At 75.7% G+C, this 13,961-nt stretch carries 15 protein-coding genes; 8 read left to right on the top strand and 7 right to left on the bottom strand.

The features are described from left to right. Positions 1 to 328: 328 nt before the first annotated feature. Together ABEB06_RS16915 and ABEB06_RS16910 are read right to left on the bottom strand one after the other, a co-directional pair. Positions 329 to 1,201 (bottom strand): aldo/keto reductase, encoded by an 873-nt coding sequence (locus tag ABEB06_RS16915; protein ID WP_345697691.1) that lies wholly within the window; start codon positions 1,199 to 1,201, stop codon positions 329 to 331. 11 nt (positions 1,202 to 1,212) lie between these two features. Beyond that, positions 1,213 to 2,139, bottom strand: a complete 927-nt coding sequence (locus ABEB06_RS16910) for an NAD-dependent epimerase/dehydratase family protein (protein WP_345697690.1) — start codon at positions 2,137 to 2,139, stop codon at positions 1,213 to 1,215. Between the two features lie 72 nt (positions 2,140 to 2,211). Between ABEB06_RS16910 and ABEB06_RS16905 the strand changes: the two genes are divergently transcribed. The 5 genes from ABEB06_RS16905 (at position 2,212) to ABEB06_RS16885 (ending at position 6,507) form a co-directional block, all read left to right on the top strand. Next, positions 2,212 to 2,730: an Lrp/AsnC family transcriptional regulator gene (locus tag ABEB06_RS16905; protein ID WP_345697689.1), complete on the top strand. Its 519-nt coding sequence runs from the start codon at positions 2,212 to 2,214 to the stop codon at positions 2,728 to 2,730. Between the two features lie 41 nt (positions 2,731 to 2,771). Continuing rightward, positions 2,772 to 3,299, top strand: a complete 528-nt coding sequence (locus tag ABEB06_RS16900; protein ID WP_345697688.1) for a hypothetical protein — start codon at positions 2,772 to 2,774, stop codon at positions 3,297 to 3,299. 73 nt (positions 3,300 to 3,372) lie between these two features. Beyond that, positions 3,373 to 4,128 carry a sugar isomerase domain-containing protein gene (locus tag ABEB06_RS16895; RefSeq protein ID WP_345697687.1) on the top strand — a complete coding sequence of 252 codons (756 nt, stop codon included), beginning with the start codon at positions 3,373 to 3,375 and terminating at the stop codon, positions 4,126 to 4,128. Next, positions 4,125 to 5,093 carry an N-acetylglucosamine kinase gene (locus ABEB06_RS16890; RefSeq protein WP_345697686.1) on the top strand — a complete coding sequence of 323 codons (969 nt, stop codon included), beginning with the start codon at positions 4,125 to 4,127 and terminating at the stop codon, positions 5,091 to 5,093. The genes ABEB06_RS16895 and ABEB06_RS16890 overlap by 4 nt, the downstream gene beginning before the upstream one ends. A 190-nt stretch (positions 5,094 to 5,283) precedes the next feature. Continuing rightward, positions 5,284 to 6,507, top strand: coding sequence for a serpin family protein (locus tag ABEB06_RS16885; protein ID WP_345697685.1), 1,224 nt, complete (start codon positions 5,284 to 5,286; stop codon positions 6,505 to 6,507). 4 nt (positions 6,508 to 6,511) lie between these two features. Here the strand turns inward: ABEB06_RS16885 and ABEB06_RS16880 are convergent, their stop codons facing one another. Then, positions 6,512 to 7,984, bottom strand: a complete 1,473-nt coding sequence (locus ABEB06_RS16880) for an MFS transporter (RefSeq protein ID WP_345697684.1) — start codon at positions 7,982 to 7,984, stop codon at positions 6,512 to 6,514. Then, complete coding sequence (locus ABEB06_RS16875) at positions 7,981 to 9,621, bottom strand: FAD-dependent oxidoreductase (RefSeq protein ID WP_345697683.1); 1,641 nt, start codon at positions 9,619 to 9,621, stop codon at positions 7,981 to 7,983. Before ABEB06_RS16875 ends, ABEB06_RS16880 begins: the two co-directional genes overlap by 4 nt. An 83-nt stretch (positions 9,622 to 9,704) precedes the next feature. Between ABEB06_RS16875 and ABEB06_RS16870 the strand changes: the two genes are divergently transcribed. After that, the gene (locus ABEB06_RS16870; RefSeq protein ID WP_345697682.1) at positions 9,705 to 10,283 is read left to right on the top strand and encodes a helix-turn-helix domain-containing protein; all 579 of its coding nucleotides are present in this window, start codon (positions 9,705 to 9,707) and stop codon (positions 10,281 to 10,283) included. 45 nt (positions 10,284 to 10,328) lie between these two features. Here the strand turns inward: ABEB06_RS16870 and ABEB06_RS16865 are convergent, their stop codons facing one another. Next, positions 10,329 to 11,042 (bottom strand): DsbA family oxidoreductase, encoded by a 714-nt coding sequence (locus tag ABEB06_RS16865; protein WP_345697681.1) that lies wholly within the window; start codon positions 11,040 to 11,042, stop codon positions 10,329 to 10,331. 85 nt (positions 11,043 to 11,127) lie between these two features. Next, complete coding sequence (locus tag ABEB06_RS16860) at positions 11,128 to 11,769, bottom strand: TetR/AcrR family transcriptional regulator (protein WP_345697680.1); 642 nt, start codon at positions 11,767 to 11,769, stop codon at positions 11,128 to 11,130. 129 nt (positions 11,770 to 11,898) lie between these two features. Between ABEB06_RS16860 and ABEB06_RS16855 the strand changes: the two genes are divergently transcribed. After that, on the top strand, positions 11,899 to 12,333 hold the full coding sequence (locus ABEB06_RS16855) for a hypothetical protein (RefSeq protein WP_345697679.1): 435 nt from the start codon (positions 11,899 to 11,901) through the stop codon (positions 12,331 to 12,333). A gap of 100 nt (positions 12,334 to 12,433) precedes the next feature. On the opposite strand, the gene ABEB06_RS16850 is transcribed toward ABEB06_RS16855, so the two are convergent. Then, complete coding sequence (locus tag ABEB06_RS16850; RefSeq protein WP_345697678.1) at positions 12,434 to 12,994, bottom strand: mycothiol transferase; 561 nt, start codon at positions 12,992 to 12,994, stop codon at positions 12,434 to 12,436. A 159-nt stretch (positions 12,995 to 13,153) separates the two neighbouring features. On the opposite strand from ABEB06_RS16850, the gene ABEB06_RS16845 reads away from it, so the two are divergent. Next, complete coding sequence (locus ABEB06_RS16845) at positions 13,154 to 13,930, top strand: hypothetical protein (protein ID WP_345697677.1); 777 nt, start codon at positions 13,154 to 13,156, stop codon at positions 13,928 to 13,930. The last annotated feature ends 31 nt before the right edge of the window (positions 13,931 to 13,961 follow it).

Here is a 13,961-nt window from a genome sequence, read left to right as displayed (position 1 = left end):
CAAGCCGAGCCATCGGCAGAGCGGCCCTCCGAGCACAGGCCATCCGACCGACCCCGGGCCTAGCAGGAATCCGCGCCTCCGAGCCGTCAGCAGGGGTGGCCCTCCCGGGCGCCGGGCCACCTGGCGGAGCCGAAGCCTTCGATCGCAAGCCGAGCTGCAGGCAGGTCGGCCTTCCCGGGCGTCGGGCCATCCGGCGGAGCCGGAGCTGCCCGCTGCGGGTTGGCCCCGGGCGGGGCCACGCTCCGCGGTGACGGGTGGCCCGGTAGCGCCTGATTCCCGTGGGGATCCCTGCCTCCGGGCGGAGCCCGAGCGGCCGGCGGGGCATCCGTCAGGCGGCGGGCTTGCCGTCCAGCAGGGCGAACTCCTCGGCGTCCAGGTGGAGTTCCGCCGCGGCGGCGGAGTCGCGGACGGTCTCCGGCCGACGTGCGCCGGGGATCGGCACGATGGCCGGCGACTTCGCCAGCAGCCAGGCCAGGCACACCCGTTGCGGGCTCACCCCGTGCCGCTCGGCGACCTCCCGGAACGCCGCGTGCTCCTGCCCGAGCCCGCCCGCGGCGCCGATCCCGCCGAGCGGTCCCCACGGCAGGTACGCCAGCCCGAGCTCCTCGCAGACCCGGATCTCGGCCTCCCCGCCGCGCACCGCGGGCGAGTACTCGTTCTGCACCGACACCAGCCGCCCCGGCCCGAGGATCCGGTGCGCCTCGCGGATCTGCCCGGCGTCCGCGTTGGAGATGCCCACCGCCCGGACCTTGCCCTCGTCCAGCAGCCCGGCGACGGCGCCGACCGACTCGGCCCACGGCACGTTCCGGTCCGGGTGGTGCAGCTGGTACAGCCCGATCGCCTCCACCCCCAGGCGTCGCAGCGAGCCCTCGCAGGCCCGCCGCAGGTGTTCCGGCCGCCCGTCGATCGTCCAGCTGCCGTCCCCGGGCCGTCCCCGTCCGCCCTTGGTCGCGACCAGCACCCGGGACCGGTCGGCGCCGTACCCGCGCAGTGCCCGGGCGAGCAGCTCCTCGTTGTGGCCGATCTCCTGGGCGTGCCAGTGGTACGAGTCGGCGGTGTCGAGCAGGGTGATCCCGGCGTCCAGCGCGGCGTGCACGGTGCTGATCGCCTGCGCCTCGTCCGGTCGGCCCTCGATGGACAGCGGCATCGCGCCGTACCCGATCGCGCCGACCTCGACCGTGCCGATGAACCTGGTGCGCATGGGGGGTGCTCCTATCGAGTGCCGGTGGTGGCGACGGCTTCGGCGACGGCTTCGGCGACGATCTGCGGCAGCCAGTCGGAGGTGTGCGAGAAGCGGTAACCGAGCTCGCGGGCTAGGGAGTTGTCCATACCGTAGTAGTGGCCGAAGGAGAACGGTGACGGCTCCGGCGCGGTCCGCAGCCGCAGTTCGCCGCCGTTCGTCCCGCCGATCGCCCGGCCGATCCGGTCCGCCAGTTGCGCGACCCCGAACTCGCCGTCGGAGCAGGCGTTGACCGGTCCGGTGAAGTCGGCGGCCGCCGTCCAGAGCAGGAAGTCGGCGATCTCCTCGTACTCGACGAAGGAGGACGGCCGGGCCTCGGCGTGCACCGCGATCGGCTCGCCCGCACGGATCCGCTCGACGTAGTGGGCCAGCCGGCCGGTGAAGTCCTCGGCCCCGCCGCCCAGGACGTGGGCGGTCCGCACCGCGACCGTCGGGAACGCCGGGTCGACCAGCAGCACCGCCTCCGCCTGGCGCTTCCCCTCGGCGTACCGGCCCTCGGCGAACTGCGGATCGCTCCAGGGGAGTTCCAGGTCGACCGCGACATCCGCCGGGTCCACCGCCGATTCGGCGAGCGGGGCGTCGGCGTGCAGCGACTGGTACACCTCGATCGTGGAGGTGAGCACGTACCGTCCGGTCCGGCCCGCGAACACCCGCTTGGCGACGGCCGCCTGCACGGGGGTGTAGCAGATCTGGTCGATCACCACGTCGAACCGGCGGTCGCCCAGCGCCGCCCGCAGTGCCGCCTCGTCGTCGCGGTCGGCGACCAGGTGCTCCACCCCGGGCGGCGGGGGAGTGGAGCCCCGGTTGATCACGGTGACCTTCGCTCCGGCGTCGCGGAGCCGCTCGATCAGCCGGCGGCCGAAGTAGCGGCTGCCGCCGATGACGCAGACCTCGTCCATGACGGTGCTCTCCTCTCGTTCCCGGACAGGTACTAGTCTCACGGTGAGTCACCGTCCGATGAAGGGGGATCCATGGGTGTTCCGGCACTTTCGCCAAAAGATCAGCGAGGTTTCCGCGGTTCGGCCGACGCTTCGTCAGCGGGCTTCGACGCGGTCGACCTGAAGCTCCTGGAGCTCGTCCAGACCGAGGGCCGGATCACCCTCAGCGAGCTCGGCCGCCGGGTGTCCATGAGCCCGGCCGCCGTCGGCGAGCGGATCCGCCGCCTGGAGGCCAACGGCACCATCACCGGCTACACCGCGAGGGTCTCCCCGGAACGCCTCGGCTACGGCATCCAGGCGTTCGTCCGGCTCTCCCCGCACGGCGGCATCACGCTGTGCCACTTCCGCACCCAGGAGCTGATCCACCGCCCGGAGATCCTGGAGGTCCACCACGTGATCGGCGAGGACTGCTGGATCCTCAAGATCGCCGTCCGCAACACCGGCCACCTCGAAGAACTCCTCGAGCAGCTCTCCTCCCTGGGCCGCACCACCACCTCGATCGTCCTCTCCTCCCCGGTCGAACGCAGCATCCTCCTCCCGCCCGCCCCGTAACCCCGTTGCCCCGCCCCCGCCCGGCGGCGACCACGGCGCCCATGGACGACAGGATCTGGAACGCGCTGCCCGCCCCCGTGCGAGCCCTGGTCGACGCCCACCTGCGCGACGACCGGATGATTCCGGCCGTCATGGCGGTCAGGGAGGCCTCGGCCGGCCCCGGGCCCGGGCTCCGCGCGACGGTGGACTTCCTGGTGGAACGCCAGGCGGCGCTCGCGGCCCCCGCGCCGACGGCCGCCCCCGACCCGGCGGAACTCGCCGCCCTGGCGGAGGCGCTGCCGTTCCGCCCGGAGGCGGTGGAGGCCGTGTGGCGCGAGCAGGGCGAGGCCTCGTTCGTGCTGCTGCTCGCGGTGGCCTCCGGGCCGTACGCGGAGGCGGAGCTGGCGGCGGTCCGGTCCGGTGCCGAGCTGCGGGGGTCGGGCGGGGTGCCGCCGGGCTCGGAGACCGGCGTGGCGCGTGAGCTGGGTCGGGCGGTGGCCGAGCGGCTGGGCGTGTCGTTCTGGTTCGGCGCGCCCGAGGGGCCCGGCGAGGGCGCGGTGCGGTGGTGGCAGCGCCCCCGGATGGTCTAGTCCACTCGTTGACAGTGGGTCGGGGGCGGTCGATAGTTGGGCAGCATCAGTGACCATGACGAGAGAGGTCCAGATGCCCACACCGTCAGCGGTGGACTTCGCGGCCGCGGCGCACGCCGCGATCGACCGCGTCACCAAGGAGCAGGCCGAGAACGTCGTCCGGGCCGCCGAATTGATCGTCGGTGCGTTGGCCGACGGCGGCATCGTGCAGGCCTTCGGCACCGGCCACTCCGAGGCGCTCGCGATGGAGATCGCCGGCCGGGCCGGCGGCCTGGTGCCGAGCAACCGGATCGCGCTGCGGGACACCGTGCTGTACGGCGGCCGGCCGCTGGAGTCGCTGGAGGGCCCGGACCTGGAGCGCGGCACCGAATCGGCGGCCCTGCTCTGGGAGCTGACCGCCCCGCACCCGGCGGACGTGTTCGTGCTGGCGTCCAACTCGGGCGTCAACGGCTGCGTGGTGGAGCTCGCCCGGCTCGCCAAGGAGAACGGTCACCCGCTGATCGTGATCACCTCCGCCGAGCACACCGCGCGGGTGGAGCCCAAGCACCCGTCCGGCCTGCGCCTGCGCGACTACGCCGACGTGGCGCTGGACAACGCAGCCCCGTACGGCGACGCGGTCCTGCCGATGGCCGGCGGCGGCCTGGCGTGCGGCATCTCCTCGATCACGGCCGCACTGCTCGCGCAGCAGATCGTCGCCGAGGTGATCCGCCGGATCGAGGAGTCGGGCGGGGTTCCGCCGGTCTACCTGTCGGCGAACATCCCCGGCGGCGACGCGCACAACCAGGAGCTGGAGGCGCGTTACGCCGGCCGGATCCGGCGGACGGCGTGACCGGCGGCCCGCTGGTGGTGGGCCTCGACGTCGGCGGCAGCACCACCCGGGTGCTGCTCGCCGATCTGGACGGCACCGTGCTGGGCGCCGCCCGGGGCGAGGGCGGCAACCCGGTCTCGCACGGGGCCGCGGCGGCCGTCCGCGCGGTCGGCGACACGGTCCGCCGGGCGCTCGCCGAGGCGGGCGCCGATCCGGCCCGGGTGGCGTCCGGGGTGATCGGCCTGGCGGGCGGTTCGGTCGCGGGCGGGGCGCTGGACGTGCTGTGGCCCGGGCTCGGCCTGGGTTGCCGCCCCGCGCTGGTGGGCGACGCTGAACTCGCCTACACGGCAGGCACGTTCGCACCGGACGGCTCGGTGCTGATCGCCGGTACGGGCGCGGTCGCCGCCGAGTGCCGGGCGCACACCCCGGTCCGGACGGCGGACGGCCACGGCTGGCTGCTCGGCGACCTGGGCTCCGGCTACTGGCTGGGCCGCGCGGCCGTCGCGGACGCCCTCACCGCGATCGACCGCGCGGACGGCGGCCCGCTCGCGGGCCTGGCCGCCGCCGTCGTGGAGGCACTGGCCGGCCCGCTGCCGGCCGCCGCCAACCTCCGGACCGCGGTGATCGCGGCCGCGCACGCGCACGCTCCGGTCCACCTGGCCAAGCTGGCACCGCTGGTGCTGCGCCGGGCCGCCGAGGGTGACCCGGACGCGACGGCGCTGGTCGAGCGGGCGGCCGGGCACCTGCTCGACACGCTGGCGACCGTCCGCGAACCGGACTCCCGCCGGCCGATCGTCCTGGCGGGCGGGGTGCTCACCCCCGACACACCGCTCACCGCGGCGGTCCGCACACGCATCACCGCCCGGTGGCCGGACGCCGCCCTGCGCCCGGCGGGCGACCCGGCCGGCGCCGCCGCCTGGCTCGCCGCCCGCGGACTCGGCCGCGCGGACGAGCGCCTGCACGCGGCCCTCACCCGGGCGCGCTGAGCGTCCGCCACCGGAACCGGCCGCCGGAACCGGCCGCCGAACCCCGTACGCCGAAGGGTCCGTGCGCCGAAGGGTCCGTACGCCAAAGGTCCTTACGCCGGGCCCGCGCGCCGCGATCGGGCGCGAAATCCGCTCGCCGCCGGTCCGCCCGCGCCCTACGCTCGGGCGGATCGTCCGGGGAGGGAGAACCATGGGCAGCAGCGCGACGGTCCGCGCGGTGAACCGGCTGGCGGCACGGTGGGCGGGTCCGGCGGAGGGCGACAGCACCGTCTTCATGCCGGCCGGGGTGTGGCCGCTGCTGGCCTTCCTGGCGACGGGCGCGCACGGCCCCGCGGTCGCCGAACTGGAGGACGCCCTCGGCATGCGCCGTGACGAAGCCGGGCGCCACGCAAGGGATTTGCTCACCACTCTGCGGACACTGCCCGGCTCCTCGGCCGCCGTCGGCCTGTGGACCTCCGACCTGATCCGCCTGGAGCCGTCCTGGCTGGCGGGCCTGCCCGCGGACGTGCACGGCGTCCTCACCGGCGTCGAGCCGGAGGACCGCCGACGGCTGGACGCCTGGGCGGCCCGGAACACCGACGGCCTGATCGAGTCGATGCCGGTCGCGGTCGAACCCGACACCCGGCTGGTCCTCGCCTCCGCGCTCAGCGTCAGCACCGACTGGATCCGCCCCTTCCACACGACGTACTACCGGCCCTCGGACGGCCCGTGGACCGCGGAAGGGTACGCGTTCCTGGCGCGGACCACCGGCCTGCTCGACCGGGTCGCGGTCGCCGCCACCCCGGCCGGTCAGCTGACCGAACTGCGGGTCCTCGGCGGCAACGGCATCGACGTCCACCTGCTGCTCGGCGAGGAGGGCGCGAAGCCCGGCGCCGTCCTCGACGCCGGTCTCGGCATCCTCGACCGCACCCACGCCCGGGTGACCGGCGACCTGCTGCCGACCGGCAGGCCCGGGCCCGGGCTGGAGGTCACCCGGATCCGGAGCGAGCACCGCGAGCACATGCTGCGGGTGGCGGTCCCGGCGTTCACGATCCGGGCGGACCACGACCTGCTGGCCCGGCCGGAGGTGTTCGGTCTCGCCACCGCCGCCTCCGCGGCGGCCCCGGCCGGCCACTTCCCCGGGATCACCACCGCGGAGCCGCTGTCCATCGGCTCCGGACGGCAGTCCGCGACCGCCGCCTTCGGCCCGGACGGCTTCCGGGCCGCCGCGGTCACCGCGTTCGGGGCGGTGGGGGCCGGCCTCCCGGACCTGCGGTACCGGGTGAAGTCGGTGGCGGTGGCGTTCGACCGCCCGTTCGGCTTCCTGGCCGTGCGCCGCACCTCGCGGCTGGTCCTGGCCGCCGGCTGGGTCGCCGAACCCCAGGCGGCCGTGGAGCCCGAATGGGACGACCCCGACGAGTTCGACGACTACTGACCGCTCACGTCCGCCGCCGGGCGAGCACCCGCCCGGCGGCCGTGACCGCCAGTGCCGCCAGGGTGAGGACCGCGGCGACCGCGAACGCGGCCCGGGTGCCGTCGGCCACCGCGCCCGCCGGAGCGTCGGCGAGGCCGGCGGTGCCGGCGGCCGCCGCGAAGACCGCGGCGAGCGCCGAACTGCCGGTCACCAGACCCAGGTTGCGGGCCAGGTTGAGCAGCCCGGAGACCACCCCGCGCCGGTCGGCGGGGACCTCCGCGAGGACCGCCGTGTTGTTGGCGGTCTGGAACAGGGCGTAACCCACGGTCAGGACGGTGATCGAGCCGATCCAGCCGGCCGCGCCGAACGACCCCGGCAGCGCCGCGAGCAGGACGCATCCGACGGTCATCGCGGTCAGCCCGCCGACCGTGATCCGCCCGGCGCCGAACCGGTCGACGATCCGCCCGGCCGGGATGCCGCTGAGCGCGGTGACCACCGGCCCGGCGGACATCACCAGTCCGACGGCGACGGCCGGCAGGCCGAGCGCCCGCGCCAGGTGGAACGGACCGACCACCAGGGTCGCCATCATCACCGTCGACACCAGGGCGTTGGTGACCAGCCCGGCGCTCAGTCCCGCGTCGCGGAACATCCCGACCCGCACCAGCGGTGCCACCCCGCGGACGTCCCCCCGCGCCGCCGCCGGGGCCCCCGCCCCCGCCCGGGCCTCGATCCGGGCCTCCGTGCGGACGAACAGCACGCCGCCGAGCAGCGCCCCGCCGAGCAGCACCAGGGCGGCCGGGCCGAAGCCGTGCCCCACGGTCATCGCCAGCGCGTACGCGGCGAGGGTCACCGCCAGCAGCAGGGTGCCCGTCCGGTCGAAGCCGGGGACGGCCCCCGGTGCCCGGCCGGTCGCCGGCACCTGGCGGCGGGCGAGCAGCAGCGCGCCCACGCCCAGCGGCACGTTCACCAGGAACACCGCCCGCCAACCGATGCCCGCGATCAGCAGCCCGCCCAGGGTCGGCCCGAGCGCCGTGCCGATCGCCGACACCGTCCCGAGCAGGCCCATCGCCCGCCCGGTCCGCTCCTTCGGCACGGTCTCGCCGACCAGGGCCATCGCGAGTGCGGTCATCGCGGCCGCGCCGAGGCCCTGGACCGCCCGGGCGGCGATCAGCAGCCACAGCGTCGGCGCGAGTCCGGCCGCCACCGAGGCGGCGGTGAAGAGCGCGATCCCGCCGAGCAGCAGCCGCCGACGGCCGTACAGGTCACCGAGCCGTCCGGCCCCGACGACCAGGGTGGTGATGGCCAACAGGTATCCGACCACCACCCACTGGACCTGCTGGAACGGGGCTCCGAACGCCGAACCCAGGGTCGGCAGGGCCACATTGGCGATGCTGGTGCCCAGCGAGGGCAGCAGGACGGCCAGGGCCAGGGCGGCCGTCGCCCACCCGGTCCGGCGGGTCCGCACCCGCGGGGGACCTTCGACGGCCAGGGTTCTCACGCGTCCTCCCGGCGGCGGGCCACCAGCACGGCGTCGCGGACCAGGACGGAGTTCCCGTCGCCGTCCACGACCTCCCGGGTGCGGGTCTCGGCCGCCGCGACCTGCCACCGGTCGGGGTCGAGCGCGGACGCCAACTCCCCGCCGGTGAACAGCGCGTCGGGCACCAGCGCGGACCGGGTCGCGACCCGCAGGTCGCTCGGGTCGTGGCCGACCAGCAACAGGGTGCCGCCGGGGGCGACGGCGTCGGCCAGCCGGGCGTACAGCTCGGTCCGGGCGGCGCCGGGCAGGTGCATGTACTGGGCGGTCACCAGGTCGTACCCGCCCTCGGCGGGCGGCTCCTCCCGCAGGTCGGCCCGGATCCAGCTGACGGACTCGGCGCCGGGGCGGCCGACGGCGTGCGCGGCGGCCCGCTCCAGGGCGGTGGCGGAGATGTCCACCGCGTCGACCTGCCAGCCGCGTTCGGCCAGCCAGAGCGCGTCGGCACCCTCGCCCGCACCCACCTCCAGCGCCCGTCCCGGCTCCAACGAATCCGCCTCGAGCACGAGTTGCGGGTTCGGTCGGCCGCTCCACAGCACCGGGCGCGAGCGGTAGCGCTCCTCCCACGCCTCCTGCTCGAACATCTCGCCGACCCGTGCGCGGTGCTCCGCCACCGCCGCGCGGGTGTCCTCGGCGGTCAGGTCGGCGTTGATCGCCGCACCCGCCTTCAGCCCGGCGGCCGCCGCCGTCACCACCTGCGCCTGGACGTCGGCGACGTTGCCCGCCACCCACACGCCGGGCACGGCGGTCGCCCCGACCGGGTCGGCGGCGATCTGGCTGCCCACCACCAGTCCGCCGAACTCCACCGGCTCCGGGGCCAGTCCGAGGGACTCCAGCAGTTCGGCGCGGGCGGTCACCCGGGCCGTCACCACCAGCGCGTCCAGCGCCACCCGCTCGCCGGAGGCCAGCCGGACACCGGTCAGCGCGTCGTCCGCCGTCTCCAGCTCCGCGACCGGACCGGTCACCACCGGGATGCCGCGGGCCGCCAGCCGCTCCGCCTGCTCGGGCGCGGGCCGCTCGGCCCCGTGCAGCAGGACGACCAGGTCCGGACTCCACTGCCGCCACATCTCGGCCTGGTGCCAGGCCAGCGGACCGGTCGCCAGGACGCCGATCCGCCGGTCGCGGACCTCCCAGCCGTGGCAGTACGGGCAGTGCAGCACGTCCCGGCCCCACCGCGCGGCCAGCCCCGGCACCTCGGGCAGCTCGTCGACCAGCCCGGTCGTCACCAGCAGCCGCCGCGCCCGGATCTCCCGCGAGGCGTCGGAGGCCGGGCCGGTGCCGTCGGCGGCGAGGGTGAGCCGGAATCCGTCCCCGTCGCGCTCCGCCCGGACGACCCGGCCGTCCGTCACCCGGCCGCCGTACCCGGCGACCTCGGCGCGCCCGGCCGCGAGCAGCTCCTCGGGAGGGGTTCCCTCCCTGGTCAGGAAGTTGTGCACGTGTCCGGCCGGTGCGTTGCGCGGCCGGCCGGAGTCCACCACCAGCACCGAGCGGCGCGCCCGGGCCAGCGCGAGCGCCCCGCTCAGCCCGGCCGCGCCACCGCCCACCACGACCACGTCGTACCGCTCCGTCCGCTCCGCCTGCCGCGCGTGTTCCGCCGTCATGAGTGCCCTCCGTGGGAAGCCGGTCGTCCGTCCGACCCCACAGTGCTCCCGCATCCCCGAGGCGGCAAAGTATTGTTGCCGATATGGCAAACAACGACGCGGAGGTGCTGGCCTCCGTCGGCCCGCGCCTGCGGGCCCTGCGGGCCAGGCACGAACTCACCCTCGCCGAGCTCGCCCGGACCACCGGGATCTCGGTCTCCACCCTCTCCCGGCTGGAGTCCGGCGAGCGCAAGCCCAACCTGGAGCTGCTGCTGCCGCTGGCCCGGGCCTACCGGGTGCCGCTCGACGAACTGGTCGGCGCGCCGCAGGTCGGCGACCCCCGGGTGCGGCTGAAGCCGATCACCCGGCACGGCGCGACGATCATCCCGCTCACCCAACTCCCGGGCGGGCCGCAGGCGTACAAGATGGTGATCCCGGTGACCCGGTGCGAGCCGGAGCTGCGCACGCACGAGGGCTACGAGTGGCTGTACGTGCTCAGCGGCAGGCTGCGGCTGATGCTGGCCGAGCACGACGTGGTCCTGAGGGCGGGGGAGGCGGCCGAGTTCGACACCCGGGTGCCGCACTGGTTCGGCTCCACCGGGGACGCCCCGGTGGAGATCCTCAGCCTCTTCGGCGCGCAGGGCGAACGGATCCACGTCCGCGCCAAGCCCCTCACGTCCTGAGCGCCCCGGGCGCCCCGGGCGCTCCTCGCGCCCCGGGTCCGCGGGTCAGGCCTGCGGCACCGCGCACCCGTCCGGACCGCACGCCTCGCCGCCGTCCGCGCCGAGCGTGACCAGCTGCGGGACGGGGCGGGTGGCCCAGGCCTGGTCCAAGGCGCCCGCGAAGGCGGCGGGCGGCTGGGCGCCGGAGACGCCGAGGCGCCGGTCGAAGACGAAGAACGGCACCCCGGTGGCGCCCAGCGCCGTCGCGGTCGCCTCGTCCTCCCGGACGGCCTCCGCGTACGCGTCCCGGTCGGCGATCACCCGGGCGGCGGCCGTCCCGTCCAGGCCGGCCTCGACCGCGAGCTCCAGCAGCCGCTCGTCGCCGAACGCGGAGCGCTCCTCGGCGAAGTTGGCCCGGTAGAGCAGGTCGAGCAGCTGCGCCTGGCGGCCGTGCTCGGCGGCGAAGTGCAGCAGGCGGTGCATGTCGAAGGTGTTCGCGTAGTCGCGCTCGCCGCCGTGGAACTCCAGGCCCTCGCCGTGCGCGTGCTCGCGCACCCGCTGCTCGGCGGCCCGGGCCTGCTCGAGGTCGATCCGGTACTTGGCGGCGATCGCCGGGACGACCGCCTTCGCCTCGCCGCCCAGGCGCGGGTCGAGCTCGAACGAGCGGTGCACCACCTCGACCTGGTCGCGGTGCGGGAACTGCGCCAGCGCGGCCTCGAAGCGGGCCTTGCCCACGTAGCACCACGGGCAGTTGATGTCGCTCCAGATCTCGACGCGCACGGTCTCTCCTCCAGCAGGGGCAAGCGGATGGTCCAGCTCCGGACAACATCCCGTGAGCAGGTGAATATTTCCGCTGGTGAAATGTTCAGCTCGGTGCGGTGAGCTCCAGGCTCGCCGGCACCGCCGCGAACGCCTCGCCGACCCGCTCCGCCAGCACCTCGACCCCGCCCGGCCCGCCCGCGTGGACCCAGCCCCGGGCGGCGATCCGCCACCCCGTGGTGGTCAGCTCGGCCAGCACCTGCGGCCGGATGTCCTCGGCGGGCAGCCCGAGCCGGTCGGCCAGCCGCTCCGCGAGCCGCTGCTCCACCTCGGCGCGGTAGCGGCCCGTGTACGCGAGCAGCGCCGGCTCGGCGAGCACCAGTCGGCGGGTGTCGACGTACCGGTGCGCCCACTCGGTGCCGAGCGCGCCGACCGTCTCGCGCAACACGTCCCGCAGCGCGTCGAGGACCGGGCCGGCGAGCGGCCGCTCCCCGAGCGCGGCCAGGACCGCCGTCCACAGCTCGACCTCGGCCTCGATCGCCGGGGCCTCCTTGGCCGGGAAGACCCGGAAGAAGGTGCTCCTGGAGACCTCTGCCCGGTCGACCAGGTCCTCCACGGTGGTGGCGTCCAGTCCGCGCTCGCTGAACATCTGCAGCGCGGCGGCGGCCAGGGCCTGACGGGTCCGCAGCTTCTTGCGCTCGCGCAGCGGGAGGGCGCGGTCGGTGGCGTGCCGGGGTTCGGGCGTCATGGCGGCAGCCTATCCGAGTCGCAGACCCAATCGACACCCGTTGCAAATTGAGACTCAGTCCCATTAGAGTCTGGGCATCAGAAAGCGGGCCGATCGTGCGGCCCGCAGCCGACTCAAGGGGGAACCGCCATGACCGTCCAGCCCTTCAACAGCCAGGTGATCGGCCAGGCCCACTACGCCGCCCGCGCACTGCTCCAGCGCGAGCTGGCCGGCACCGGCATCGGCTTCGAGCAGAACCTCGCGCTCAACGCGACCGCCGCCGGCGGCGGCACCATCGACCGGGCCGCCCTGGTGGCCCGGCTGACCGGCAGCCTGAAGATCGACAGCGGGGCCGCCGAGACAGCGCTCGCCGGCCTCGCCGACGCCGGCCTCCTGGCGCCCGCCGGCCAGGCCGGGCTCGCCCTCACCCGCGAGGGTGCCGCCCTCCAGGCCCGCACCGCCGAAGCCGCCGCCGCCATCGCGGGCCGCCTCTACGCCGGCATCCCGCCGGAGGAGGCCGCCGTCGCGGGCCGCCTGCTCGCCCTGATCGCCGAACGCGCCAACGCCGAACTCGCCGACGCCTGAGGCGTCCGGGCCTGACGCGTCCGGGCCCGGCCTGCCGACGCCTGACGCGTCCGGGCCCGAGGCGTCCAGGTCTGACGCGTCGGCGCCGGCCGTGCTCCCGCTACTGGCCCACCCGGCCGTCCACGCACTCGCGCAGCAGGTCCGCGTGCCCGCAGTGCCGGGCGTACTCCTCCACCCGGTGCACCAGCAGCTCCCGGATCGAGATCCCGTCCTTGCCGACCCGCCGGCCCAGGTCCTCGTACGCGGCCAGCGCGGCGTCGGTCGCCGCCTGCTCGCGCTCCAGGTCGCGGAACGCGCCCTCGACCACGGCCGGGTCCGCGACGGCACCGTCGAAGTCGCCGTCGCGCACCCCGTAGAGCTTGGGCAGCGGCTCGGGGTCGTCGAGCCAGGTCCGCCAGTCCCGTTCCACCTCGGCGAGGTGGCGCACCAGCCCGAGCAGCGACATCGTCGACGGCGGGACGGACCGGCGCGCCAACTGCTCGGCGTCCAGGCCCTCGCACTTCATCCGCAGGGTCAGGCGGAAGGTCGTCAGGTAGTCGGCCAGGGTCGCCGCCTCGCCCTCGGGGCCGGGCCCGTCGTTGTCGCGGGGGTCCTTGTCCGGGTCGACCCACATGTCGGGGTAGACGGTCGCCTCGGTCCATCGTTCGGGTCGGTCGCTCATGCGCGCATGCTCGCTCATCCGTACCCGCACCGCCACCGAGATTCGCGGCCCGTCCCGGAGCGCGCCACTGACCGTCAAGTGCCGGGACGTGCCCGCAACTTCACGCGCGTCGCGTAGCGTCCTCCGTGCAACGGGCGGAACGGTCGAACGGGGGCGGCGGTGGCGGGAATCAAGGACGTGGCCGGGGCGGTGACCCGCGCCGCGTCGGCGGCGCGGACGAAGGTCGGCGGCGACTGGGCCCGCCGCGCGATCGAGAACCACCCGCGTCCCGCGGTGCCGACCGCCGAGCCGTGGGAGATCTCACTCGCCGGGATGGTCGGCCGGCTCCCGCGCGTACCGGGCCCGGCGGTGAGGCTGCTGCACCTGCTGGACGGGCTCGGCCAGGTCTCGATCGGCCCGAAGCGCATCGGCTTCGACGGCGAGGAGGTCGACTGGGAGAGGGTGGTGGAGATCCGCCAGTACTCGGCGGTCGATCTCCTGCCGGACGTCGTGGTGGAGCGCGAGGTCGACCGGATCCGGGAGTTCCTGCCGCCCGTCCCGGGCCGCAAGTGGCTGGTCACCAAGGCGGCCGAAGGGCTGCTCACCGTCGCGCTCGCGGCGAGCGAGGCCGCCGAGCGGGGGGAGCGGCTGCTGCCCTGCGAGATCGTCCACAAGAACCTGCTCGGCCGGCCGCGGACCATGGCCGGCGGACTCTTCGCGGCGTCCGTCCTCACCACCGTCCCGGAGGCGGGGGAGAGCCTGGTCGCCGCCGCCCGTGCCCGCGGCATCCCGGTCACCATCGCCAAGTCCCCCCGCGCCGGCACCCACACCGAACGCGCCAAGCGCCTGCGGGCCACCTCCACCCGCCTCACCGACAACCTGCGCGCCCTCACCGCCCGCCCCGCCGCCGACCCGGGCGCCGCCCCTCCCGCCCTCGACCGGGCCGGTGACGCCTGACGCCGTCCCCGGCGGAGCCCGCCGCCGCCGG

This window comes from Kitasatospora terrestris (assembly GCF_039542905.1).
In the GTDB taxonomy this organism is placed as follows: domain Bacteria; phylum Actinomycetota; class Actinomycetes; order Streptomycetales; family Streptomycetaceae; genus Kitasatospora; species Kitasatospora terrestris.
Note: the sequence above shows the minus strand (reverse complement) of the source record. Positions and strands in the feature narration are given on the sequence as shown.

What these genes read in the sequence shown, in the direction of transcription:
- ABEB06_RS16875 (WP_345697683.1), bottom strand. Translation starts at nt 9,621, where the DNA reads ATGACGGCGGAACACGCGCGGCAGGCGGAGCGGACGGAGCGGTACGAC.
- ABEB06_RS16870 (WP_345697682.1), top strand. Translation starts at nt 9,705, where the DNA reads ATGGCAAACAACGACGCGGAGGTGCTGGCCTCCGTCGGCCCGCGCCTG.
- ABEB06_RS16895 (WP_345697687.1), top strand. Translation starts at nt 3,373, where the DNA reads ATGCCCACACCGTCAGCGGTGGACTTCGCGGCCGCGGCGCACGCCGCG.
- ABEB06_RS16855 (WP_345697679.1), top strand. Translation starts at nt 11,899, where the DNA reads ATGACCGTCCAGCCCTTCAACAGCCAGGTGATCGGCCAGGCCCACTAC.
- ABEB06_RS16885 (WP_345697685.1), top strand. Translation starts at nt 5,284, where the DNA reads ATGGGCAGCAGCGCGACGGTCCGCGCGGTGAACCGGCTGGCGGCACGG.
- ABEB06_RS16915 (WP_345697691.1), bottom strand. Translation starts at nt 1,201, where the DNA reads ATGCGCACCAGGTTCATCGGCACGGTCGAGGTCGGCGCGATCGGGTAC.
- ABEB06_RS16850 (WP_345697678.1), bottom strand. Translation starts at nt 12,994, where the DNA reads ATGAGCGACCGACCCGAACGATGGACCGAGGCGACCGTCTACCCCGAC.
- ABEB06_RS16905 (WP_345697689.1), top strand. Translation starts at nt 2,212, where the DNA reads ATGGGTGTTCCGGCACTTTCGCCAAAAGATCAGCGAGGTTTCCGCGGT.
- ABEB06_RS16900 (WP_345697688.1), top strand. Translation starts at nt 2,772, where the DNA reads ATGGACGACAGGATCTGGAACGCGCTGCCCGCCCCCGTGCGAGCCCTG.
- ABEB06_RS16910 (WP_345697690.1), bottom strand. Translation starts at nt 2,139, where the DNA reads ATGGACGAGGTCTGCGTCATCGGCGGCAGCCGCTACTTCGGCCGCCGG.
- ABEB06_RS16860 (WP_345697680.1), bottom strand. Translation starts at nt 11,769, where the DNA reads ATGACGCCCGAACCCCGGCACGCCACCGACCGCGCCCTCCCGCTGCGC.